At 69.0% G+C, this 23,805-nt stretch carries 17 protein-coding genes and 2 pseudogenes; 7 read left to right on the plus strand and 12 right to left on the minus strand.

Translation table 11 applies throughout. The features are described from left to right. The first annotated feature begins 65 nt into the window (after positions 1-65). Positions 66-905, plus strand: coding sequence for an SGNH/GDSL hydrolase family protein (locus tag A3Q37_RS03320; protein ID WP_065477250.1), 840 nt, complete (start codon positions 66-68; stop codon positions 903-905). Here A3Q37_RS03320 and A3Q37_RS03325 read toward each other — a convergent pair. From A3Q37_RS03325 to A3Q37_RS03350, 6 genes are read right to left on the minus strand one after another with little or no spacing between them, the layout of a single operon-like run. Further along, a complete protein-coding gene (locus tag A3Q37_RS03325) occupies positions 902-1,819 on the minus strand; it encodes an STM4011 family radical SAM protein (protein ID WP_065477252.1) in 918 nt (305 codons plus the stop codon). The genes A3Q37_RS03320 and A3Q37_RS03325 overlap by 4 nt on opposite strands. A gap of 7 nt (positions 1,820-1,826) precedes the next feature. Continuing rightward, positions 1,827-3,209 carry an STM4012 family radical SAM protein gene (locus tag A3Q37_RS03330; protein WP_065477255.1) on the minus strand — a complete coding sequence of 461 codons (1,383 nt, stop codon included), beginning with the start codon at positions 3,207-3,209 and terminating at the stop codon, positions 1,827-1,829. Next, entirely contained in the window at positions 3,206-4,051 is an 846-nt protein-coding gene (locus tag A3Q37_RS03335; RefSeq protein ID WP_065477257.1) for an STM4013/SEN3800 family hydrolase, read from the minus strand. Before A3Q37_RS03335 ends, A3Q37_RS03330 begins: the two co-directional genes overlap by 4 nt. 34 nt (positions 4,052-4,085) lie before the next feature. Further along, complete coding sequence (locus tag A3Q37_RS03340; protein ID WP_065477259.1) at positions 4,086-5,243, minus strand: STM4014 family protein; 1,158 nt, start codon at positions 5,241-5,243, stop codon at positions 4,086-4,088. Beyond that, positions 5,224-6,183, minus strand: coding sequence for an STM4015 family protein (locus A3Q37_RS03345; protein WP_065477261.1), 960 nt, complete (start codon positions 6,181-6,183; stop codon positions 5,224-5,226). Before A3Q37_RS03345 ends, A3Q37_RS03340 begins: the two co-directional genes overlap by 20 nt. Before the next feature lie 12 nt (positions 6,184-6,195). Beyond that, complete coding sequence (locus A3Q37_RS03350; protein WP_065477264.1) at positions 6,196-7,158, minus strand: STM4015 family protein; 963 nt, start codon at positions 7,156-7,158, stop codon at positions 6,196-6,198. Positions 7,159-7,345: 187 nt separating this feature from the next. Here A3Q37_RS03350 and A3Q37_RS03355 point away from each other — a divergent pair, with 187 nt between their 5' ends. Beyond that, entirely contained in the window at positions 7,346-7,672 is a 327-nt protein-coding gene (locus A3Q37_RS03355; RefSeq protein ID WP_065477266.1) for a hypothetical protein, read from the plus strand. Positions 7,673-7,780: 108 nt separating this feature from the next. Further along, positions 7,781-8,782, plus strand: coding sequence for a DUF6745 domain-containing protein (locus A3Q37_RS03360; protein ID WP_065477267.1), 1,002 nt, complete (start codon positions 7,781-7,783; stop codon positions 8,780-8,782). Between the two features lie 82 nt (positions 8,783-8,864). Here the strand turns inward: A3Q37_RS03360 and A3Q37_RS03365 are convergent, their stop codons facing one another. Continuing rightward, positions 8,865-9,506, minus strand: coding sequence for a TetR/AcrR family transcriptional regulator (locus tag A3Q37_RS03365; RefSeq protein WP_065477268.1), 642 nt, complete (start codon positions 9,504-9,506; stop codon positions 8,865-8,867). Between the two features lie 179 nt (positions 9,507-9,685). Here A3Q37_RS03365 and A3Q37_RS03370 point away from each other — a divergent pair, with 179 nt between their 5' ends. The 3 genes from A3Q37_RS03370 (at position 9,686) to A3Q37_RS03380 (ending at position 12,209) form a co-directional block, all read left to right on the plus strand. Continuing rightward, positions 9,686-10,126: a PPOX class F420-dependent oxidoreductase gene (locus A3Q37_RS03370; RefSeq protein ID WP_065477269.1), complete on the plus strand. Its 441-nt coding sequence runs from the start codon at positions 9,686-9,688 to the stop codon at positions 10,124-10,126. A 102-nt stretch (positions 10,127-10,228) separates the two neighbouring features. Next, positions 10,229-11,470: an MBL fold metallo-hydrolase gene (locus A3Q37_RS03375; RefSeq protein ID WP_065477271.1), complete on the plus strand. Its 1,242-nt coding sequence runs from the start codon at positions 10,229-10,231 to the stop codon at positions 11,468-11,470. Between the two features lie 340 nt (positions 11,471-11,810). Further along, entirely contained in the window at positions 11,811-12,209 is a 399-nt protein-coding gene (locus tag A3Q37_RS03380) for a hypothetical protein (protein ID WP_065477273.1), read from the plus strand. Here the strand turns inward: A3Q37_RS03380 and A3Q37_RS03385 are convergent. The 4 genes and pseudogenes from A3Q37_RS03385 to A3Q37_RS37100 all read right to left on the minus strand — a co-directional run bounded on the left by A3Q37_RS03385 (position 12,204) and on the right by A3Q37_RS37100 (position 18,182). Beyond that, a pseudogene (locus A3Q37_RS03385) lies at positions 12,204-12,992 on the minus strand (IS5 family transposase). The gene A3Q37_RS03380 and the pseudogene A3Q37_RS03385 sit on opposite strands and share 6 nt — an antisense overlap. An 853-nt stretch (positions 12,993-13,845) precedes the next feature. After that, positions 13,846-15,909, minus strand: a complete 2,064-nt coding sequence (locus A3Q37_RS03390; protein ID WP_141693542.1) for a hypothetical protein — start codon at positions 15,907-15,909, stop codon at positions 13,846-13,848. 172 nt (positions 15,910-16,081) lie between these two features. After that, positions 16,082-17,581, minus strand: a complete 1,500-nt coding sequence (locus tag A3Q37_RS03395) for a hypothetical protein (RefSeq protein ID WP_141693543.1) — start codon at positions 17,579-17,581, stop codon at positions 16,082-16,084. Between the two features lie 202 nt (positions 17,582-17,783). Then, positions 17,784-18,182 (minus strand): N-acetyltransferase, encoded by a 399-nt coding sequence (locus tag A3Q37_RS37100; RefSeq protein ID WP_065477279.1) that lies wholly within the window; start codon positions 18,180-18,182, stop codon positions 17,784-17,786. A 189-nt stretch (positions 18,183-18,371) separates the two neighbouring features. Between A3Q37_RS37100 and A3Q37_RS35315 the strand changes: the two are divergent. Then, positions 18,372-18,862 (plus strand): annotated as a pseudogene (locus A3Q37_RS35315) (transposase); the annotation flags it as partial. A gap of 567 nt (positions 18,863-19,429) precedes the next feature. Here A3Q37_RS35315 and A3Q37_RS03410 read toward each other — a convergent pair. After that, positions 19,430-23,650, minus strand: coding sequence for a hypothetical protein (locus A3Q37_RS03410; protein ID WP_141693545.1), 4,221 nt, complete (start codon positions 23,648-23,650; stop codon positions 19,430-19,432). Between the last annotated feature and the right edge of the window lie 155 nt (positions 23,651-23,805).

Below are 23,805 nucleotides of genomic sequence, written 5' to 3' on the forward strand. Positions count from 1 at the left end.
TCACCACCCGTCAACCCCGTATTACGGTCGCGTAGGTCACATCGGACGATGCAGGATAAGTCCTTGTGGCAGACGATTCGAGAAACAACCAGCAGCACACCATCGGGTCGTACGCGGCGATCGGCGACAGTTTCACCGAGGGCGTCGGCGACCCCGGCCCCGACGGGACCTTCGTCGGCTGGGCGGACCGCTTCGCGGTGCTCCTCGCCGACCGGCTGCCGGCCCCCGACCGGGCCGGCTCCGAGGACGCCCCGCACGAGGACTCCCCGCACGGGGACTTCCGCTACGCCAATCTCGCCGTACGAGGACGTCTCCTCGACCAGATCGTCGAGGAGCAGGTGCCGCGCGCCAAGGAACTGGCCCCCGACCTGGTCAGCTTCTGCGCGGGCGGCAACGACATCATCCGGCCCGGTACCGACCCCGACGACCTCGCCGAGCGCTTCGAGCGGGCCGTCGCCGATCTGAGCAACGCCGTCGGCACGGTCATGGTCACGACCGGCTTCGACACCCGGGGCGTTCCGGTCCTGCGCCACATGCGCGGCAAGATCGCCACGTACAACGTCCATCTGCGGGCCATCGCCGACCGCTACCAGTGCCCCGTGCTGGACCTGTGGTCGCTGCGCTCCGTCCAGGACCGCCGTGCGTGGGACGCCGACCGGCTGCACCTGTCGCCCGAGGGCCACACCCGCGTCGCGCTCCGCGCCGCCCAGGTCCTCGGCCACGACGTGCCCGCCGACCCGGACCAGCCCTGGCCGCCGCAGGCCCAGCGCAGCCCCTTCGACGAGCGGCGCGACGACATCCAGTGGGCCCGCGAATACCTGGTGCCCTGGATCGGCCGACGGCTGCGCGGCGAGTCCTCCGGCGACCACGTCGAGGCCAAGCGCCCGGACCTGCTGCCGCTCTAGGGCTCCAGCAGGGGAAGCGCACGCCGGGACGGGTTCGGCACGACGAGCCCGCCCGGCGGCGTGCCCGTGCCGTACCCGGCCGGTATCCGCTCCAGGACACCCCCGGCGAACACGTCGTACAGCGGCAGCGACTCCAGATGCACATAGCCGATGTGGCAGTCGCACACGGCGAGCGGACACGCCCGTGGGCCGAGCGCCCGGCGGTAGCTGCCGTCGTAGAGATTGCCCAGCTCCGCCTTGACGAAGTGACAGCGCCGCACCGTGCCGTCCCCGTCCACCGAGATCACCGACTCGCCCGTCCGGCAGGGCAGCCCCGCCGAGCGGTGCGGATCACGGCTGTAGGGGAACAGCGGATCCAGCTCCGTCCAGCGCGCCGCCTCCTCGTCGGTGTATGTGTGCCCCTCGGCGGCGTTCACCCAGAGATAGACCGTCTCCGGCAGCTCCGCACGCAGCCGCCGCGCCTCCTCCAGATGCTCGTCGAACCCCACCACTCCCACGCTGTAGCGGATCCCCTTCGCCGACAGTTCCTGGCATTTCCCCAGAAAACGGTCGTACGGGGTCTGACCCGGATGGTACGTGCACCAGAGCGCGATCCGCTCCGGATCGGCGTCCGCCAGCCAGTCGGTGCGGCCGCTCAGGTTCGTCTGGATCGCGACCCGGCCGATGTGCGGCAGGCACGACAGCTCGGTCAGCGCCCGCCGGTACCAGGAGCGCACCAGCCCCTCGCCCCACGGAGTGAACAGCACGGACAGCCGGTCGCCCGTCTGCGCCGCCGCCCAGCCGGTGAACCGCTCCAGCGCCTCCCGGTCCGCCGTGAGCTGCGCGCGGCTGTCCCGCCGCTTGGCGAACGGGCAGTAGGGGCAGTCGTAGTCGCAGGAGGCCAGCGGGCCCCGGTAGAGAATCGTCAGGTCCACGGCCCGGTCACTTCCTCTCGTACGCGGCCATCGCCGCCCGCACCCCGGGGGAGAACAGCGCCGGACCCAGCGCGTCGGAGTGGGCGAGACCCGACGGGGACAGCCGCAGCAGACCGTCCGGCGCCGACGTGTCCAGCCAGCCCCGGGCCGCGAACCCCGCCAGCTCGGCCGGAAAGTCCTCGCCCGGATCCGTGCCGAACCGGGCCCGGTACTCCACCACCGGCAGCCCGGACGCCTGGAGCAGCGACTGCAACAGATGCCGCCGACGCGCCTCGTCCGCGTCGACGTACCGGCCGACCTCGGCCCGGGAGAAGTCCTCGGTGGCGGTGAAACGGTCGATGATCGACCGGATCTCCCGCATGTCCACCGCGTAGTCGAAGGAGTAGTGGAGGGCGGACGTGTACGAACGGGCCCCGCAGCCCAGGCCGATCATGCCGTCGGTCTGGCAGGCGTAGTCCTCCGGGCCCTCCTGCGCACGCGGGGCGTCGGTCCGCCGGAACATCCGCATCGACACCTGCTCGTAGCCGTGGGCCAGGAGATGGTCCCGCCCCACCGCGTACAGCCGCAGCCGCTGCTGGTCCCAGGCGGCGTCCTCCAGGGCCCGCGCCTCGGCGTCGGCCGCCGCGCCCAGGCGGTGCAGACCGGTGAGCGGACGCACGTACAGCGGATAGAGATACAGCTCCTCCGGCCGCCAGGCCAGCGCCGCGTCCAGCGAGGCGAGCCAGCTGCGCTCGGTCTGCCCGTCGATGCCGTAGATCAGGTCGATGTTCAGCACCGGGATCCGGGCGTCGCGGATCCGGCCGAGCGCCGCTTCCACGTCGGCGCGGCGCTGCGGGCGGACGGCCGCCCGGGCCTCCTCGTCCACGAAGCTCTGCACGCCGATGCTGATCCTGGTCGTGCCCCGGTCGGCCAGTACCGCCAGCCGGTCGGCGGTGGCGGTGGACGGCGAGGTCTCCACGGACAGCGGGACCGCGCTCAGGTCGGCGCCCATCCGCTTCTCCGCGATATCGCAGAGCCGCTCCAGCTCCCCGGCGGTCAGAAACGTCGGCGTCCCGCCGCCGAACGCGGCCGCCGCGAACCGGACCGGCTCCTCGTCGCCCAGCGCCTCCCGCACCGCCAGGGCCTGCCGGTCCAGCGCGTCCAGATAGCGCGTCGTCAGCTCCTCGGGCGCGCCGATCCGGGTGAAGAGATTGCAGAAGCCGCAGCGGACCTCGCAGAACGGTATGTGGAGATAGAGGGAGAGGGCGTCCTTCGGCTCCGCCGCCCAGAGCGACCGCAGGACGGGGCGGTCCTCCAGCGGCCGGTAGGCCGTCTTGTGCGGATAGGCGTAGACGTAACTCTCGTACGGCCGGACGGCGGGCGGCGCGGGAGTGCCTGCGGTGATCGTCATCGGGCGGCCTCCGGTTCCGGTGATGCGGATGGCTCGCCTGCGGGTGGTTCGAGGAAGAAGTGGGCGTACGGGACGGTCCAGACGGCCGGGTGGCCGAGCCGGTGACCGGTGTAGCCGTCGTCGCCGTAGGCGGTGCCGTGGTCGGAGCAGACGATGGCGAAGCACCGGCGGCGGCTGCTCGCGGCGGCGAAGAGCCGGCCGATGTGCCGGTCCACATACTCCAGGGCCGCCGCGTGCGTGGCCCGGGAGTCGCCCGCCTCGCGGGTCGCGCCGGGCAGATGGAACCAGTTCGGCTGGTGCAGGGCGGACACATTGACGAAGAGGAACAGCCGCTGCTCCCGGGGGAGTGCCGCGACGACCTCCTCCGCCCGCGCCACCTGCTCCTCGAACGAGGTGGGCGAGGCGACGCCGAAGCCGGGCTCCCAGTGGCTCTCCTGGAACATTCCGGGCAGCACCGAACCGAGCGGCCCCTGACGGTTGAAGAAGCCGACCCCGCCGATACACACCGTGCGATAGCCCTCGGCGGCCAGCCCCGACACCAGGTCCGGCGTGTCGAAGACGAAGGTGCCGTCCGCCGTCGTCTCACTGCCCGCGAACCGCGCCGCGAACAGCCGGGTGTGCGGCCCGGGGGAGGCGGGCGTCGGCAGGAACCCGGCGAACATCGCCTGGTGCGAGGCGTAGGTGAAGCTGCCCGGGGCGTGCCGTTCCTCCCAGCCGCCGCCGGGCAGGTGCCGGGCGAGGTTGGGGATGCGCCCGGCGGCTGCCAGCTCGACGGCGACATCGTGGCGGAGGGTGTCCAGGGCGACCAGCAGCAGATCGTGGCTGCCCACGACCTCGCCCATGTCGGGCCGGCCGGACTCAGAGGGCGTGGCGGGTTCAGGAAGCGGTGACGGCACGGTGGTTCCTTGTTCGGTCTAGTACGGCGGCGACCTGCGCCGCATAGGTGTTGAGGCCCTCGGCGCCGCTGCCCGGCAGACCGGTCAGTCCGGGCAGCAGATCGCCGAAGGCGTTGACCTCGCCGACGGCGAAGCGCCGCCAGCCGGCCGTGGGCAGGAGGTCGACGCCCACACAGGGCGTCCCGGGGAAGCAGGCCGCCGCCCGCTCGCACATCGCCAGCGCCTCACGCCAGGAGCCGCCCGCCGCCGCCACGGCGCCCCGGACCTCGTCGAGGTCGCCGCGTGCGCCGCCGAGATGCAGATTGGTCATGGGGCTCGTGCTCGTGCGCACCACGCCGTGCGTCGCCCGGCCGCCGACCACCACGATCCGCAGGTCCGCGGCCCGCCCCCGCTGGGACGCCTTCGGGAGCCAGCGCTCGATGTGCAGCCCGTCCGGGGCCAGCGCGTCCACGACCGCGCCGACCTCCCGCTCCGAGGTGTAGCGCCTGACCCGCAGCGAGTTGAACAGCCGCCCCGACGCGTCCCGTTCGACCGATGTGCTCGCCCGGACCCGGCCGGGGCCCGCCGTCTCCACCGCCAGCACCCCGGAGGCGGAGGAGCCGTGCGCGAGCTTCACGAACGCCCGGGGCATCCGGTGCTCGCGCAGCAACTCCCGTACGTCGGACCAGCCGCGCACCGGGGCCCCCGCCGGTCCGGACGTCGGCGAGGCGGGCACGGGGACGCCCGCCCGGTCGAGCAGCCCGTGGCACAGCCGCTTGTCGAAGAGCACGGCGATGTCGGCGGGGGAGCCCAGCACCTCGGCACCCGCGGCGGACGCCGCACCGGACACCGTCTCCACCGCCGCCGTGAAGCGCGCGTACCACCGGGCCGAGCCCTCCACCCGGGTCGGGTCGTCCACCCCGCGGAGCAGCCGGTCCACCTCGGCGTCCTCGCCGGGCGAATCGATCCGCACGCTCTCGCCGGGGGCGAACGCCGCCTCCCCGCGCAGCACCTGGAGCCAGGACACGACCCGGGCCGCGGGCAGACCGGCGGCCCGCACGGCCTCCTCGAAGAAGGCGACCCGCCGGTTGTCCGGGTTGCCGACGACCGCGAAGCGCGGCTCCGGGCCGCCCCCGCCGCTACTCGCTGACCGCGACATAGCGTTCCGGTTCGTCGTCCTCGTCGTCCGGGTCCGACCAGTCCTCCTCGGCCTCGCCTGCCTCGACCACGGCCGGGGCGCACGCGGTCCTGATGCGGTCCAGCACCGGCTCGGTGAGGTAGTGGTGGCGCAGGTCGAGCGTGGACAGATGGCTCAGGGGCTGCCCGTTGAGCAGGGCCTCGCCGCCCGTGTCGCTCAGGGTGCCCATGGACAGCGCCAGCGTCTCCAGCTGGGCGACCACGGGAGCGGATCCCACGGCGACGGCGATCTCGTCCTGGATCTCGCTGTTCTGGAGCCCCAGATGGCGCAGCCGGGGGAACACCCCGCCCGACAGGAGCGGCCGGATGTCGTCGACCGTGGCGTCGCCGCCGTACCACGAACTGCCGAACCACAGGTCCAGCCGCTCCAGCGCGGGCAGCTCGCTCGCGGCGACGGCCCGCACCAGATGACCGGGCAGCCCGCCGGACTCGAAGCGCAGCGACTTCAGCGCCGCATGACGCAGGGGACGCATCCCGAGCCCTGCGTGGCCGCAGCCGCGCACGGCGAACTCCTCCAGCGACGGCAGCGCTTCGAGCACCGGGGTGATGTCGCACATGCGCAGCCAGGACACCTCGCACTCCTCGCTCACCACATCGGCGAGGAAGAGCCCGCGCAGCGCCGGGAAGGCCGACGCGTCGTCGACGAGCAGCTCCAACACCTCGTCGAACGGCGTGTAGTCCGTACGCCACCAGGGGCCGATGACGAGCGCCCGGACCTGCTCCGTGTCCACCACGTCCTGGAACTGGTCCCACAGGGTGGTGAAGTCCGCGCCCTCGCCGTAGTCGCACTCCAGCCGCCAGGCCACGGTGCCGGGATCGGGCAGGGACCCGGACGACGGCGCCGGGGTGTGGACCGGCAGCCCGTGGAAGCGGTCGAAGTGACGAATGCCGATGTACGTCATGACGCCCTGCCCCTACTCCGAGACGGCGGTGTAGCGGCCCTCGACGCCACGGTCGCCCCAGGGCTCGCACTTCTCGGAGAGATCGACGCGTACCCCGTGCGGCTCCAGGGCGGAACGGACCCGCTCCGCCATGGCGTCGCCGAGGAAGTGGTGGTGGAGATCGAGGACTTCCAGGTGGGTCAGCGGCTGCCCTTCGAGCAGGGCGGCCGCCCCCTCGTCGCCCAGCGTCCCGTTCGACAGATCGAGCACCCTCAGCTGGGCGACGACCGGAGCCGAGGCGATGGCGGCGGCGACCTCGTTCTGGATCTCGCCGTTGCGCACGCCCAGGTGGTTCAGCCGGGGGAAACGGGTGCCGGAGAGTAGCGGGGCGAGGTCGGCGACATCGGTGTTCCCCTCGTAGGCGGACACCCCGAGCCAGAGGTCCAGCCGCTCCAGCGCGGGCAGTTCGCTGTCCAGCACCCCGCGCACCACCTCGACCGGCAGCCCGCCCGCCTGGATCGTCAGCGCCCGCAGCCGCTCGTGCTTCGTCGGCGGGAACAGCAGCTCCGAGCCGCCGCGCACCCCGAGCTCCGTCAGCGCGGGGAAGGCCGCCAGCAGCGCCGTCACGTCCGACTGCTGGATCCAGGTGATCTCGGCCTCCTCCGCCTCCAGATCCCCGATGAACACCGCCTCCAGCGAGGTCAGCCGGTCGGCGGCGGCGATCAGCAGACCGATCGGCACGGAGGAGTTCTCCTCGTAGGCCTCGCCCCACTGACCGATGATCAGGGCCCGCACCCCGGCCGGGTCGACCGAGTCCAGGAAGTCGGCGAACTCCTCCTCCCAGGGCCGGTCCCGGTCCTCGTCGCCTCCGTACGGATCGACATAGACGCGCCAGGCCACGGCATCCGCGGCGGGCCGGGAGCCCCCGTCGGCCGTGCGCTGGAAGTCGACGGCCGGAAGGCCGCCGAACTCGTGCAGATGCTGTGCACCGTACATGGCCGTGAGCTCCTGATCCTGGGGACGGCTGTTGTCCGCAAGGTCTATCAAGCCGCACTGACAACGCCGCGGCCGGGACCCCCGGCCGGGACCCGGCACGGCCGTCGCCGGGGCCCGTTGTCAGACCCTGCCCGTAGCGTTTTTCGCAGGGTCGGCACAGCGGGTGCCGCGACGAGGGGAGACGTCTGTGTACCGGCAGGGCGATGTACTGATCATGGAGCTGGACGAGTCGGCGGTGCCCGCCCCCTTCCTGGAGGCCCCGGGCGAACTGCGCGACGGGCGGGGGCGGCTGGTGCTCGCACTCGGCGAGGTCACCGGACACGCGCACGCCGTGCAGGGCCCCGGCCGACTGATCCGGGAAGCGGGCCGGTTCGGCTCGATGCTGCTCCATCTCCCCGAGGGCGGCCGGGTGGTGCACGAGGAGCACGCGGTGATCCCGCTGCCCAAGGGCTGGTTCCGCGTCGTGCGCCAGCGGGAGTACGCACCGGGCGCGGTCCGCATCGTGGCGGACTGACCGTTCCGCCGTGCCGGAGCGAGCACGGACATCCGGAGCGAACAGCGCGAACAGCGCGAACACAGCCTTCCAGAACAGACCGAGCACAGCAGGGGACGGGGACAACCGATGCAGAACGTGAATTCCTGGCGGAGCGTGGCGGCGGCGACCGGCCGGGCGGACCGGGCGGCGGCCGAGGCCGGGGTGCGGCGCGCCTACCGCACCGCCGGACTGGCCGAGCCGGAGCGGATCATCTGGGCCGCATCGCCCCGGGCCGCCGTCGAGGCGGTGGAGAAGCTGACCGACGCCGGACGGTCGGTGCGCGAGGAGGTCCGCACCCGCCCCTGGGCGGACGAACGCCGCCGGATGTACGACGAGCTGGACCCGGCGGGCTGGTCGGCGCTCTGGTCCGCCACCGGCGCCCAGCTGTGGGAGACCACGGCCGCGCTCGCCGAGCGGATACGGACCGGCGTCGTCGCCGACCTGGCGCCCCGGCCCGAGGACGAGGGGGCCGTCCGGCTGGTGCTCCTGGACGCGGTGCTCGGCCAGCACGACGCCGCCTGGCTCGCCGCCTTCGACGGGCACGGCGACCGGCTCGCCGGCCTCGCGGAGGTGGCCCGCAACGCCGGCTGGTGGTGGCCGTACGAGCACGCCGTGGTGATCACCGAGCGGCCCGACGTCCTCCACCGCGACGAGGCGGGCCGGCTCGACCACGGGGAGGGGCCGGCCCTCGCGTACGGGGACGGGTTCGCGCTGCACGCCTGGCGCGGCATGCCGGTGCCCGCGGCGTTCCTGGACGAGCTGTCCGCCCTCACCCCCGAGCGGATCCGCGCCGAGGAGAACGCGGAGCTGCGCCGGGTGATGCTGGAGTGCTACGGCTACGACCGCTACCTCACCGAGTCGGGCGCCGAGCCCGTCCACCGCGACGAGACGGGCATCCTCTGGCGCATCGCCCTCGACGGCGACGAGGACGTGGTGATGGTCGAGGTGGTCAACTCCACCCCCGAGCCGGACGGCACGTACCGCACCTACTGGCTGCGCGTACCGCCCGCCACCCGCACCGCGAAGGACGGGGTCGCCTGGACGTTCGGACTGGAGGGGGCGGCGTACGCACCGGTGCGCCAGACCTGACCCGGGGACCGGTAGGCCGGCGACGAGGTTCCAGGCAATCGGTTGGCGGCCGGGGATCAGGGACGACGAGAGTTCCGGGCGGTCAGCCGTCGGCCGAGGCGTTCGTGACCGAGGCACCGGTCAGCTCGGCGAGGTCGATGCCCAGCTCGCGGGCGAGCGCTTCGTCGGTCCACCGCAGCATCGTGGTGCGGGAGAGCGGACCCGCGTACGAGGTCGTCTGCACGGCCATCCCGTCCAGCAGGGCGGTGAGCCGCCAGGCCGCCGACCGGGGATCCTCGCACCGGAACTCTCCGGCGGCGGCGCCCTCCTCGATGACCTGGGCCAGCTCCGCCTTCCACTGCTGGTCGAGATCGCCCGCGACCTCACGGAGGGCCGGGTCGCGCAGGGATGCGGCCCAGCCCTCGATCCACAGCCGCCAGCCCTTGGCCGTTCCCGTCGGCGCGTACCACCGGACGGCCGCCCGCAGTCGGCGTACGGCGGTGGTGCGGCGGGCCAGCAGCTTGCGGAGGTGGGCGAGATCGGCCTCGGCCGCGTACGCGAACGCCGCCGCGACCAGCTTCTCCTTGGTCGAGAAGTGGTAGAGGACGAGCGCGTTGCTCACGCCCAGCACCGAGGCCACATCGGCGATCCGCACGGACGAGACCCCGCGGACCTCGATCTGCTCGACCGCGGCGCGCAGCAGCTCCTCACGGCGCTCCGCCACGTTCAACCGGACTCTTGCCACCGGGACACCCTAACGAATCGGCCAGGTCAGCGGCGGCACGGACGATGGCCGGTGACCGGCGGCGACCTGGGGAACGGACGTTCACCAGGAGGACGTAACGGGGGCCCACGAATGTGACAGGACCGGCCGAGGGAGACCGGAACCGGAATCCTCCGGCCGGCCCGGACGTTGCACTCTGCATGACGCGAATCGAACCGGCTCAGGAAGCGCTGCTCCGTCTCCTCGGGGAACAGGACGGCGGCGTTCTGGTCACCCTGAAGCAGGACGGACGCCCTCAGCTGTCCAACGTCAATCACGCCTTCTCCCCGGAGGAGCAGGTGGTCCGCGTCTCGATCACCGAGGGCCGGGCCAAGACCCGCAACCTGCGGCGCGACCCCCGGGCGAGCTACCACGTCACGAGCGACGACCGGTGGGCCTGGACCGTCGCCGACGGAACCGCCGAGCTGACCCCGCCCGCCGAGACCCCGGACGATGCCACCGTGGAGGCCCTGATCACGCTCTACCGGGACGTCAGGGGCGAGCACCCCGACTGGGACGACTACCGGCGGGCCATGGTCGAGGACCGCAGGGTGCTGCTCACCCTGCACATCGACCACGTCTACGGGCAGCCGCGTGGCTGACGCCCCCGTCGGCCGGGCCGGCTGCCCCGTTCAGCATCTTCTGCTCGCCCTGTCGTACAGGCCGACGATAATGAGACGACACCGACTCCCTCAGGAGATGTTGTGACCGGCGCTGACTACCTGCTTCCGCTCCGCACGAAACTGCGCTCGATGCGTACCGAGTCCTTCGGGGCCGATCCGGCCGGAGCGCGGATGGAGCGCATCCGCCGCTCGCCCCATTTCGTCGACGGAGCGTTCCAGAATCCGGTGGGGGCCCGCATCAGGCCCTCCGGGTCCACCGTCGAATTCGCCAAGACCTATTTCCAGAAGGAGCAGCGGGCCCTGAGGACGCCGAACGGCGCCGTGCCCGTGCACCCCACCACTCTCGCCGATCTGGCCGCACCGCCCGTCACCGGGCTCCGGCTGACCTGGATGGGCCATTCCAGCGTGCTGGCGGAGATCGACGGCCGACGGATCCTGTTCGACCCGGTCTGGGGCGAGCGCTGTTCCCCGTTCCCGTTCGCCGGGCCGAAGCGGCTGCACCCCACCCCGCTGTCCCTGGCGGCGCTCGGACCCGTCGACGTCGTCGTGATCTCCCACGACCACTACGACCACCTCGACCTGCCGACGATCCGTGCCCTGGCCGGCACCGACACGGCCTTCGTCGTGCCGCTCGGTGTCGGAGCCCATCTGGAGCGCTGGGGTGTGCCCGTCGCCCGGATGCACGAGCTCGACTGGAACGAGACCGCGACGGTTGCCGGAATCAGGCTCACCGCCACCCCCGCACGCCACTTCTGCGGGCGCGGGCTGCGCAACGGGCAGCACACCCTCTGGGCGTCCTGGGCCGTCGCGGGCCCGGAGCACCGGATCTACCACAGCGGGGACACCGGCTATTTCCCCGGCTTCCGGGACATCGGCGCCGAGCACGGTCCCTTCGACGCCACCATGATCCAGATCGGCGCGTACTCGGAGTACTGGCCCAAGAACCACACGGACTATACGCCGATGCCTGGGGCGTGGCCAGACATTCACATGACGCCCGCGCAGGGGGTCCAGGCCCATCTTGACCTGCAGGGAGGCGCTCCGGCCGGTGTGATGCTGCCGATCCACTGGGCCACCTTCAACCTGGCGCCGCATCCGTGGGCGGAGCCGGGGGAGTGGACGAAGGACGCGGCCGAGGAGGCCGGCCAGACGGTGGCGTTTCCCTGTCCCGGTGAGCCGTTCGAGCCCGCGGGCAAGCTGCCCGCGGATGCTTGGTGGCGCGGGGTGTCCCAGCCGATCGCTCGTCCGTGGCGCCGGCCGAAGCAGGCGTCGACTCCTGTCGATGCGTCCGAGCGTGATCTAGACCTGGCGGGTGATCGGTGACGTCGAGCGAGGACGAGCTAGGCCGGGTCGTGACCCTGCTGGCTCGCCTCTCGGCCGAGCAACGTGATCGGATGCTGCATGCTCTGGACGGTCCGTCTCGACGGGAGCCTTCGGTGAGTACCCCACGGTTCGTGCCCCTGCCGACTAGAGCGGGTTCGTCCTCGGTTGTCGTCCGTACATGCATCGTGGATACCTGAGCATGTACCCAAAGAAGCCTCACCGGTTCGCCGGTGGGCTTCTTCTTCGTTCTGGAGAGCGTTTTGTCCCGAGCATGGCGTTTGATAACTCGGGTGATGCCGGCCGCTTGGGGTGGCCCGTGCCAGCGTGTGAGGATCCGCTTGTGGAGTGTGATGTGTGCGGGCGGTCGATGTGGCGGTGGCCGGTGCCACCGACGGCCTGGGAAGAGGAAATTTGGTCCTGTTCCTGGTGCCATGCGGCCACCCATGTGGGCGGCGAGTGGTTCGAGATTTCGCGACCGCCGTATCTGCCCCCGGGGATGCGCTGGGGGAACGCCGTCGCGGTTGGCCTTGCCTCTGGCGTCTCCCATGCGTTCGGCATCTTCGACAAGACGCTGTGCGGCATCCAGGAAACCTGCATGTCGCCGTCCGACCACTGGTGGCTCCCGGGACGGGAAGACGCCTGCGGCGCCTGCCGGGAAGTGGCGGATGTCATCGATGACCGCTGGCCGCAGACGATGAGGGGAGAGGGCGCGCGCGTCAGCGTGGCGCGGAGGCTATGAGTCCTTCCAGTTCGGAGTCGACTCTCGGGTGAGCCTGCGGCTCATCAGGTCGATCATCGCGAGGCGGATCATCGCTTCGGAGCGGTGGGGGTGGGTTTCGTAGTCGCGGGCGAGCCGGCGGTGGTACATGAGCCAGCCGAAGGTCCGCTCGACGACCTAGCGCCGCGGGATCACCTTGAAGCCTTTTTGGGCGGGGTCTCGGCGGGTGACTTCGACGTCGATGCCCAGGCGGGCGCCGTGCTCGACGACCTTGGTGCGGTAGCCGGTGTCGGCCCAGGCTTTGGTGATGCGGGGGTGGCCTGCGGGGATGTCCGAGAGCAGGCGGATGCCGCCGGCGTTGTCGGAGACGCTGGCGGCGGTGCCCAGCACGGTCAGGAGGAGGCCAAGTGTGTCGACGCCGATGTGACGTTTGCGTCCTGCGATCTTCTTGCCCGCGTCGATGCCCTGGCCGACTGCGGGCACGTTTGCTGAGGTCTTGATGCTCTGGGCGTCCAGGACGCAAGCGCTCGGCTCGGCGTTGCCGCCTTCGGCCTTTCGGACCAGGCGCCGCAGGAGGCCGTTGAGCTGGTCGAAGACCTCGTCTTTCTGCCAGGCGGCGAAGTAGCCGTAAACCGTCTCCCATGGGGCGAAGTCGTGCGGCAGATACCGCCAGGGAATCCCGGTCCGGTCGACATAGAGGATGGCGTCCATGATCCGGCGCAGATCGTGCTCGGGCGGCCGTCCGATGGCCAGGCCCTTCCCTCTTCGCTCGGCCCGCCAGGCCGTCAGAGTCGGTTCCAGCAGTTTTCAACGGGCATCGGACAGGTCGCTCGGATGCGGTCGCTGTCGACGAAGCATGTTTCTGTAATACCGATGACCACCGTCCCGCTACAGGGCGCAAACAGGCGCGACCGGGGGCGTGTTGGGGATCAGACAGGAGCGAAAGGGTCGAAACAGACCCCCGAGGGCCGTCATGTTCCTCATCATCTGCCACAAGAGACATCTACTGCCTCAGCCAACCCGAGCAGTCCGCCACCTAAACTGTAATGAAGCACCCTGAGTGGGATAAAACGCTCTTTCAGGCCCGGTTTGGTTCCGAAACCACGATCACAGTTGAGTCGCTGGGCCCTCTCGAAGACGCGGTCCTGCAGTGCGAGAACCGCAGGTTCCTCACAAACATCATGTGGGACAGCATTGGTGGAACTCACCTGTGCGGGCGGCGGGGTCCACCACAGAAACGAGCCTGCGCCCTCACGCGGACCGGGGCCACCCAGGCGCCCTGAGGCATCGGGTCCAAGGACGGCTGCGGCGGGCTCTCATCGTGCGGGCTCATCAGCACGCGGCCGGCTCCCGCACCGATCCGCCGCCGGCTCCCGCTTCTCAGGGGCCGAGCCGACAGAACACCAGGCCGAGACCGCGTGGCAGGGCCTGCACACCGCAACTGCCGCAGCCCTCACCATCTGGCTCCGCACGTGATCTCGCGGTTGCGTGACGGTACCCCTGTCCTCAGTGACGGACCAGGCAGAACGGGATGCCCCGCGGGATCGGCATAGATACGCCAGCTCCGTCTCTCGGAGCCGCCGTCCAACAAAGTCGCCCCCGCGGCCAGCACCTGTTCGTGGGGATCAAAACCTTCTTCCATCCGGGGCCGTCAGTATCAGCGCCAGTAGTTGAGACGTTCGACCTGCCAATCGCCGTCCCGTTCGCCGCAGTCCTCTTGGCCGGCGAGGACTTCACCATGGGGTCCACAGAGACCAGTCCAAGTTGTCCGGCCGAATCCAGGGTTCTCCGTCACTCTGACTCTCCAAGCCAGGTTCCAGCCTTGAGCGGCAAGTGTGGCCGTGACAGCGGTCGCCATCAGCAGCGCCGGCGGTCCGTGAGGGTCGATGCCCGGGTCGTGGATAACTGGCTGTTCATCACCGGGAAGATGAAAGTCGAGGCGCCGGCCGCTCCAATGAAGGTCCAACAGTTCGGCAAGCGCCCGTGACGGGACCGCTCGGTTCTCCGGCTTGCCCTCGGCACTGTCCGTCAGGGGTACGAGGTAGACGTCCTCGTATTCCGCCGTGCTGGGTACCGTGGTTTCACCGCCGGACGAGAGCTCCAGGGCAGTTCCCGGTCGCCGGAAGTACTCCGCGAGGTACATATGCGGCGGCAACCGCTCGCTCAGCTGTGGTGACTCCCCGGTTCGCAGGACAGTTGCGATGGCGTCCGCCCCCATGGTGCTCCGCACAAGAACTGTCTCCACCTCTAGATGGACATACCTCCGGCCTGAACGCGGTCTGGCGGGCGCCGATGACAAGCCCCCGTCCAGTTGTAGAACGGTGTACCGGTCGGTGACGAGAACTGGAAGTTGGTCTTCTCTCTTCACGCCATCAGGCCGGTCAAGGCGGTAAGTGGCGCTCAGTACATGCCAGGCCGCCCCGTCGGGGTCTCGCACCATCGCGAACTGGGCCGGCTGCATGCCTCTCAACACATCGGCGATGTCTCCCTCGCCCACCGCGGCACACCACCAGGAGTCGGACCGCCGGCTCAGGTGGGCCGAGGACGTCGGCCACCCAGGTGGGACGGTGGGGTCGATCCCGTGCCGCCGGTCGAGCACGGAGAGCTCGGACCAGGCGCGCAGCCCGCCCAGGCCGGACTCGGTCGAGCCGTGCCATTCCTCCAGGGCGGTCTCGAGGACCTTCTGCTGCTGGACGTAGGCAGGCCATTCCCCAGGACGGTAGCCCGTCCGACCACGCATCTTCACCTCGAGCCGCCTCGGCTTGAGAACGCGAGACCGCTGGACCAGCCACCGATAGCGCCTTGGATGGCTCTCGGTCTTCTCGACCATCGACCCGAAGTACCTCTCGCACAGCTCCAGCCTTCGCCGGGAGACCGGCAGCGGAGGAGCCCATGGCAGTCCGACCCTCGGCTCGTCGCACGGCATGTCGGACGACGGCCGGAGCAGGATGCGCATGCTGGAGATCGTCTGTTGGATGCCTCTGTGTGCCCTGGACCCGTCACGCATCATGACGGCGTTCCACTTCTCCACCGGAACTTCGTCACGGCCCAGCAAGAGCGCACCGTACGCGGCCAGCCAACTCGCCTCGGCAATATATGCATCGTTGTGCTTCCCGAAGAATTCCACCTGCTCGATCGCCGCCCCGGGAACGTCCCGCCAAATCTGCGCTACCGCACGCACACACTGAGCACGTAGTGGAGGGCTGGGCACTGCAGCCAGCCACAGCAGCACTTTGGTCACATCCGCCGCATTCCTCCGAACCTCGTCGGCCCCGTGCCCCACCCATCGGATGAACTGCTGGACCATCGTCATTCCGTCCCGATCTTCCAAGAGATGCAGCATCGGAACGATGAAGCGGCTTGTCAACTGGCGCTTGTTCAGACCACGAAGCTCACGGTGGAGGAAGCCGACACCGGCTTGATGGTCTGGGCAGACCGAGTTCACCAGCACGGTGTACCAGACCCACGGTGCCAGCTCAGAGTCGGACGTATATCGGCTCAGGAATCGGAGCGATTGATCAGTGACCTGGTCGCGATGCCTGCCTGCGAGAGAATCCAGAACAGCCATGACGGCTGCCGATGGCAACCGCTTCGGCAGGAAGTGCGGGAGCTCCTTCTTCTGCCCGGTCTTCTGGTCGGTGCGGGGCATCACGCCGGCCAGTGCGGACAGCATGCGGAAGGCGTGATGGGAGGATTCGTCAGGGCCGGACAGATCCTTCACCAGGGAAGCCAACTTGGGCCGACGCCCCGGTCCGTCCATCAGGTTACGGGCCCAGACATGCTCGGCAAACCTCTGCACAGCGAATCCGATCCGCTGATTCTGTGGATCCGACGCCAATACACCCGCTTGGAAGAGCCACTCCAGGAGCTGTACAGGTTCTCCCAGTTCAGGCTCACCGCGCAGAGCCGCACATGCCGAGCCGTGGTCGAGGGAGCCTTCCAGACCCATAAGCGCGCCGAGGAGTGCACAGGCCCGGCTGGCAGGCGGCGGGTGGCCGACCGTGAAGGTACTCGAAGTAGTGCTTGTCGTGGATCTTCAGCCACCGCTCGAAGAGGTCACCAACGCTGGGCACTGACACGGGCGCATCGCTGTCCACGGTGTCATGCTCCTGGTGCAGGCACCATGCGAGCACGGCAAGCATCAAGGGGCGGCGCAGTTCGGCGACATCAGGTGGAAGAGCCAGCGCGGGCACCTGGTAGACATCTCGCAGGACCTCCCAGGCTTTTTCCGGGTCCGGCACGCCGCGCGCCCAGTGGATCCCGTAGCGTCCGACCGTACCTTCGTCCCGTGACATGCGTCGGTCCAGGCGGGTCGATGCCACAAGCAGGACCTCGGGGAACTCCCTCAGCAATACCGACAGGGAAGCGAACCCGTCCAGCTCATGACCGCGCAGAGCGGCGACATCGTTGAGGGCGTCGATCACCAGCGTGGCATGCTTCCCGCTGGCTCGTGCGTGCGCCTGAAGCGCCGCCAGCAGGTCCCGAACGGGACCACTCCGACCACCCTGTACAGCCGCGCCGGCGATCTTCTCCTCCCACTGCTCTCCGCCGAGTTCCTGACCACTGACAAACGCAACCGGGGCCCCGGCAGCAACCCGAGCCTCCGCCCACGATCCGAGGCCGTAAGACTTCCCGGTGCCCCACCCCCCGGCAATCAGCAGGGCTCCCGTCGCTCGGGCGAGCAGGGAAGCGTCGTCGCCTATCTCAGCTAGCCGGCGCTGGCATGCCTGCAATTCCTCCAACGCCGAGAACATCCTCCGCTCGGCAGAAACGTGCTCGAAAGGCAAATCGTCATGCGGCCCAGAGTCTTTGAACGCCGCACACAGCTCACGGATGAGGACTCCCATGGCCTCTGCAGCTGAGGCCGCCCGTTTCAGAACCGACGTGATGGTGCTGCCGTCGCCCCTCGCGGACCCGGGCGGCGTACCTTCCAACACGGTGGCCAGCTCCACGATGGCCAGAAGGCACTCCGCGCGGTCACCCTCATGGGCACGCCACACCGCGAGAGCTGCTTCGACCCGCTTGGCCGTAGGCTGTCGAAAGCCTTCAGTGGGCGGATTCCAGCCGACCCAGTGCTGCAGCGTTCCGGCCACCAACCGCATGCGAGCCGAGACCGTTCCGGGAGAGTCCAGCTCTTCGAGGACATCGGTGAGCGGAGTGTGCAGCCATGGAGTCCGCAGCCCATCGGCGTCGACAACCCGGCGGATGCTGCGCGCAGTGGCCAGCGCCTTGCGGTTGAGGTCGACGCGGCGAGCGAACTCGTGTTCGATGAATGGCGGCCCGGACTCACCAGCCGGTTGCCCGACGGCAGGCGCACCGCCCGAGTGCATGTGTACCGTCCGGGCCTGCACCACCGGGCCGTGGAACGCCCCACCTTCAATGTGATTCGACACTCACCCGATTCTGCCGGAGGTCAGTGGCCCAGAGGAGTCCTTCCGCAGGAGAAGGGCGAGCGGTCGACCGGTCAGCGTTCCGGCAATGGATTTCGCCGGCCGCGCTCGGAGCTGGCGGAGGGGGGCCGAGGGCCCGGGCCCTCGGCCAGCGGGCCGCTGGTCGGTGTTGAGAGTGCCCGGGCCTCCATGACCTTTGGGCTGGTTAACGATCCACGGTCAAGAGCCACCAGCCGAGTCGGCGTTCGGGTGTGCCAGGGATGACTTGTTGGAAGCCGATCCGCCTGAGCATCTTCTGGCTGGGGAGGTTGTGGCGGTCCACTCGCGCGAATACGGCGACCGACTCGTGGTTGGGTTCCCGCTCGAGCATGTCGTAGAGGGCGTCGAGCAAGACTTCATCCGCGAATTTTCCGCCCTGCTTCCGGTAACGAGCAGCGATCCCGAGCATCAACAAGTAGCGGCAGGCCGTGCCGGGAGGAACTCTGAGATCGGGGTGATGTGAGGCAGGGCGGGCATGCGTGTAGGCAGCGGCGATGCCCCATCCATCTTCGGCGACCCGAAAGCGCTGGTCCAAGCGACGGGACGCGCCGGTGTCGGTGGCCAAGCGGGCGATGCCCCGTCCTTCGAAACCGTTATGGCCGCCATCCGGGTTGCACGAAACGGACCCGGATGACCGAGAACCCGCCCGGACACCGTCCTGGCGGACCGCGCTGGTTACTGAGGTTGAACTCGGAATGTCGTGCTGCTGGTCAGGTGGGTCTGATGGTCAGGCCGGTCTCGGTGAGGGCGCAAGGTCATGCTTGGCGCCGCCCGACGAAGGTGTCGTGTCCATTTCGTCCGCGACGTCTTCGCCGTCATCCCGAAGGGCTCGGCGGAGATGGTCGCCGCGACGATCCGCACGGTCTTCGCCCAGCCCACCGCGGACGCGGTCCGCACCCAGCTCAACACCGCCGCCGACATGCTCGACCGACAGTTCGCCGAGGTCAGAGAGATGCTGTTGGAGGCCAAGGAGGGCGTGACCGCGTTCGCGGACTTCCCCCACCAGCACTGGAAGAAGATCCAGTCCACGAACCCGCTCGAGCGGCTGAACCGGAAGATCAAACGCCGCACCGACGTCGTCCAGGTCTTCCCGGACCCGACCGCAGTCCTACGACTCGCGACTGCGGTCCTCACCGAACTTTACGAGAGTGGATTGCCTTCCCCCGCCGCTACCTCTCCACCGAAAACATGGACGCCCTCTACCGCGACAACACGATCGTCCTACCCGCCGCATCAAACGACTGATCGCCTACACCACGACAAGAAACATGACCACTGGCTCAGAGACCCGCGTCAAGTGTCGGTGGGAACGTGTGCCTACACGTCTCCTGTCGATGCGATACCGATGTCGCCGCCAGCCGCTATGGACCGGCCGCCGGCTGCTGTCGCGCCGCCTGGTGCTGCGGGCGTTGCCGTCGGTATAGCCGGAGGGACTGCGGGGGCAGCGCCGTCCCCTGTTGTGGCGATGCCGATGTTGCCTCCGGCGGCGATCGATCGTTCTCCGGTGGCGCTCACGGACGGCGATCTGCTGGGCGTCAACGCGAAGTGGGCGTACAGGGCCAGGCCGAGACCGATGAGCCCGGCAGCACCGCCACCGACGCTGGCCCACGGATCTGCTGCGTCGACGTCGATGGTTGCGCCTATGACCAATGCCACTGCACCCACCCCGCACAGTCCAATACCTGCATACATCAGTGCCTTCATGCCCTCATCATCCCCTTTAGGTGTTCCTCTTTACGTGTTCCTCGGCCTACAGACATCGGTCGATCGCGTGGGCTTGAGTGTCCGCTGAGCTCAGGTGTGAGCTGTGGTCTAAGGCATGTCGGCAAAGGTGGCCGCAGCAGCCTTCGACTCGACCAACACCATTCGTACGGCCGACTGTAGGGCCTGGGGTGCCGTTCGAAGGACGGCATGGATGGAGTCGTGCCAGGGGGCGAGGCTGAGCGCTTCTATTGCGGCTGCGCGGCCTCGGGCGCTGTCACCCGATCCTTCAGCGATGGCGGCTTTCAGGCAGCCCAGCCGACTCCTGGTCCGGCCCTCTGCGGCCAAGGCGTTTGAGATCACAGAATCGAGCGCACCGGTGAGTTGACCAGCGTAAGCGTTCTCGCCGTGCTGGCGGGCTGCCGCGGAGATCGCGCACAACGCTCGCACCTGGTCGTAGGAGTTGGGCAGGGCATGGGCGGCGGCAGCAGCTTCAGCATACTGCTGCCTTTCTATAGCGAGCTCAACGGTGGACAGAAGCGCCCAGTTCTGCTGTTCGTGGTGGCTGATGTCGGCGGCTACGTTGATAGCCGCGCCATAGTCCCCGCGCTGAGCGGTCCAGTAGGTGATGTTGCCAAGGACCCGGCTGTGCTCAAGAGGGTCGGCCAGGCTTCTTGCCAGATCGAGGCCCTTCGTTGCATGTCCGAATGCGGCCATTGCTTCGGCGACTGACGCTGTGGCCTCGTCCTTGGTGAAGGTGTCGGGCAGTGCGAGTGTCAGAGCTCGTGCCTGGTCATGCTGCCCTGTCCAGGCGAGTGCTGCTGCCGCTGAGGCGACGGCTTGCTGATGATTGTGTTCTTCGGTGGCCAGTTCGACAAGGAAGGCAGCCTCAGCCGTCAGGACGTCGTCGCTGTCCTCCTCGTCTGGATCGCGTAGGGGCGGGGCCGGCGGCTTTGCGGCCCTGTCGTCCGGGGTGACGGCCAGGGCCTGCAGGAGCTTGTCCGCGATGTGCTGGCTGACAGCCGCGGCGAGCTTGGAGCGGCCTTGGCGGATCAGCACCCTTACGCGTTCGTACAGCATGTGGTCGGGCCAGGTGGCAGCGGTCAAGATGTCAGTCAGAGTGCGCGCTTGACGGGCCAGAGCTGAGTGCTGCGAAAGGTGGCCCGTCCTAGTCAGGGACTGCGCGGCGAGGGCAAGCGCTTCAGCTTGCTTCGCCGAGTCGGGCAGGGCCTGGATCGCCTCAAGCGCTCTGGACCCCGAGCCAGCCCGCGCCCATGTCGCGGCCACCGGAGCAAGAGCGCGGGACGGGCGCGGGGACAGAGCAAAGTCTTTCATTAGAATGAGGGCCTTCTCATCCTCACCGCGAGCGACCAAGCATTTGGCCACGGCGGCTAGGATCTCCGCCCTGATCCAGGTGTGCTGGGCGGTGGCGGCCAGAGCGATCGCGGAATCGTCCTGACCGGAATCGGTAAGAGCCTTCGCCATTGCGACAAGGGCAGCTTTGCTGTGATCGATTGAGACAACCGGTTGGGAAGAGCTGCTGCTTTCGAGTTTGCGCAGCCTCTGTAGCAGCTGGCTGGCGAGCTCCAGCGAACCGGCTCGGGCCGCGGCGGCTGCGACCCACCCCAGAGCTTGAGCCCGCCGGTATGGGTCCAGGATCGTTCGGGCGATACTCGCGCCGTCTTGGGGCCTCCCGCACCTGGCCGCGCCGCAGGCCGCTTTCAACAGGGTCGTGGCCTGTCTGTTCGGGTCGCTTATCTCTTGGGCAACCTCAATGGCGAGATCCGGTGCACCCGACTCAGCCAAGATCACCGACAGCGTGCCGACATGATGAGTATCTCCCAGCGCGGTGCCCTGTCGGGTGGCGGCGGAGGCTTCACGGGCAAGCTCTTCTGCTTGCTGGCGGCTTCCGGCGCGCATGTGGGCATCTGCGAGGTGTGCCAGTGCCCTGCTCCGGCTACGGGGAAGACTCAAGGTATGCGCCAGTCGGGCTGCAGGGCCAAGGCCGTCTGCTGCCTGTGCCAGGGCGGCGACGACGTCCGCGACGGCCTCTTCCCGCTCGTTATGGGATTTGAGGGGCTGTAGCAGTTCGATGGCGTCCTCGTGCCGACTGGCGAGGGCCAGGGCATGTGCTGCCATGGTGAGGCCGTGGGCGCGCAGGTTGTCAGCGGCTACTTGGTCGGCGAGTGCTGCGGATTCGCGAGCAAGCTCGACGACGGTGCTGCGGTCCGTGGCCGACTCGGCCAGAGCAGTTGCGACCCGTGCCAGGGACGTCATCTGGGCGTACGGGTCCGACAGCGACCGACACAGTTCGGCTGCTCGCTGATGTTCGCCTGCCTGGGCCAGTGCCGCAGTACTCGCTGCCAGGGCATTGTCCGTTGCTTCCGAGAGTGCTTCCTCGGCTACCGGGACGGCGTCCGAAGACTGCCCGTTTTTTGCCATGGCTATAGCGGTGTTCACCAGCAGGTGGGCTCGTAGGTCGGTGTCGCCGACCGTTCGAGCCGCCGTCAGGGCATCTGGATAGCGACCTTCCAAGATCATGGTCTGCACTGCTGAGACAGGCACGATGTCGGGTATCGATGAGGCGGCCGCATGGGCGATTGCCTCTCCCGCGTGTCGTTGCCCAGACTGCAGCGCGGCAAGAGCAGCTTGCGCCAAAACCCGGCCACGGACCTCCCGGGGCTCCAGTGTCCGCGCCATGTCGATCGCCCGCTCGGGGGAGTTGGCAAGGGCTAGCATGGTCGCGGCGCACCCCACCGCTTCCTCGCTGCGCGGTCTGGCCACGGTGCCTGCCAGTCTTGCCGCCTCGTCGGCCACCTCTGCTGCTAGCGGTAGATCACCAACGGCAGCCAAGGCCCGTACCACGCCCGTGAATGCCTGCACTCGCGCCAACTCGTCTTGGCGGGCACGGGCCAGACTGATCGCGCGCCGCACATGTCCCAAGCTCGCCCAAACCGAGATCAGCGCGTTCGGAATGCACTCACTGCGGGAACGCAGAGCGTCACGTCGGACAGCGAGCAGGAAGGCGTCACTGACATCCGCCGCATCGGAGGCGCCGGAGGCCACCAGGCCGTCGAATGCAGCAGAGAGTTCTGACAGCGCGTCCAGATCGGAGCCAGAGCGCTGCCACAACCGGCTGTGGCGGTGAGCATCCCCAGCCAGCCGAACGAGCCGCTCAGTGTCCGCCTGCGTGCGCAGTAGCTGGCTATATCCACGCAGCAGGTATTCCGGTGTGTGGGGCGGCCAGTGCTGCTCATGGAAGGCGTCCGCCCACTCATACAGTCGCTTCCGGTGCCCTGCCAACTCCTCGTCAGTCAGCAGATCAAGAGCGCTCCGCTGGATCTCCTCGTGGGCCAACACGTAGACGCCCGCAGCCCGGCGACCAGCCTCGCGGGAAGTCCAATGAGGTGACCGAAACCGGAAGGCGCGCCCGGTGACCGTGCTCAACTCCAACTCCACCAAACGCGAACGTGTACCCGCCAGCGTGGCCAAGTCCGCAGCCGTCAATCCGCCGCCGGCCGCCGTCACCAACCCGAGAAGCGCACGTGCCAGGCCACCTGCATTGAGCATGCGCAGCAGACTGTCCTCGGCCTCCCGGCGCACTGCAGCGGCAAATGACGAAGGAGTCAACCACCGGTCGATAAGGCTTTCCCGCAGTGGGTGGGATACCGGCACATCGTCCGGGACGGGAGGGTGCGGCCGCCCAGCCACAATCACGCGCATACCGTGCGAAGGCGAGCGCGGCAGTAGAGCGGCAATGCTGTGGCTGTCGGGTCCGGCCAGCACCCCACGGTCCTCATCCAGACCGTCGACCACGAGCACCAGACGTCGACCACGCATCTTGCAGACTGCAGCGGTACGTGCCATCGCGGCGAGCAGGCTCTCCTCACGCGTGTGCTCGGTAACTGCCGGCTCCTCCTCGCCCAGCAGCGCGTAGAACTGGCGGTGCACCACCTCGCAAAAGGCGGTGCGGTCGTTCTGCCGGTTCAAGCGCGAGGTGATGAAGAACGACACGACGTCGACTTCAGGAGGCGGTGCAAGGACGAATGCTGCCATCAAAGCAGTCTTTCCTGCCCATGCGGGCGCCAGCCACCGCCAATACGCGTGCACCCCTGTGTCTACGTCCCCGGGCGCAACGCTGAACGCTGCCATAGCCGCCAGTTCGTCGTGCCGCCCATGAAATTCGGTAGCGGCGAGGGATTCGACCTGGTAGAGGTAATCGGAACTGGCCACGCGCGGTGGTGCGGCCACCTGATAGACGTTATTGCCATCACCAGTCACGACGACGCCGATGTCCCCGCCAGCCGCCACCGAGCGAACACCGGTCGCCACAGGGGACCCGCCGACAGGCAGTGCTTCCTGCCGACTCGGACGGCTCCACCATCTACCGACCACGAGTGACCACTCCCCTCCCCGCCTTGCACCCTGTCTGCTGGCCGCATCGATGCCGACGTAGCGAGCCCTGGCGTGACGTCGCTGACGATGGC

The sequence above is a fragment of the Streptomyces sp. PTY087I2 genome (assembly GCF_001687325.1).
Classification (GTDB): Bacteria; Actinomycetota; Actinomycetes; order Streptomycetales; family Streptomycetaceae; genus Streptomyces.

Coding starts and splice junctions, on each gene's coding strand:
- A3Q37_RS03330 (WP_065477255.1), bottom strand. CDS start 3,209: ATGACGATCACCGCAGGCACTCCCGCGCCGCCCGCCGTCCGGCCGTAC.
- A3Q37_RS03335 (WP_065477257.1), bottom strand. CDS start 4,051: ATGGGCGAGGTCGTGGGCAGCCACGATCTGCTGCTGGTCGCCCTGGAC.
- A3Q37_RS03340 (WP_065477259.1), bottom strand. CDS start 5,243: ATGTCGCGGTCAGCGAGTAGCGGCGGGGGCGGCCCGGAGCCGCGCTTC.
- A3Q37_RS03345 (WP_065477261.1), bottom strand. CDS start 6,183: ATGACGTACATCGGCATTCGTCACTTCGACCGCTTCCACGGGCTGCCG.
- A3Q37_RS03350 (WP_065477264.1), bottom strand. CDS start 7,158: ATGTACGGTGCACAGCATCTGCACGAGTTCGGCGGCCTTCCGGCCGTC.
- A3Q37_RS03360 (WP_065477267.1), top strand. CDS start 7,781: ATGCAGAACGTGAATTCCTGGCGGAGCGTGGCGGCGGCGACCGGCCGG.
- A3Q37_RS03370 (WP_065477269.1), top strand. CDS start 9,686: ATGACGCGAATCGAACCGGCTCAGGAAGCGCTGCTCCGTCTCCTCGGG.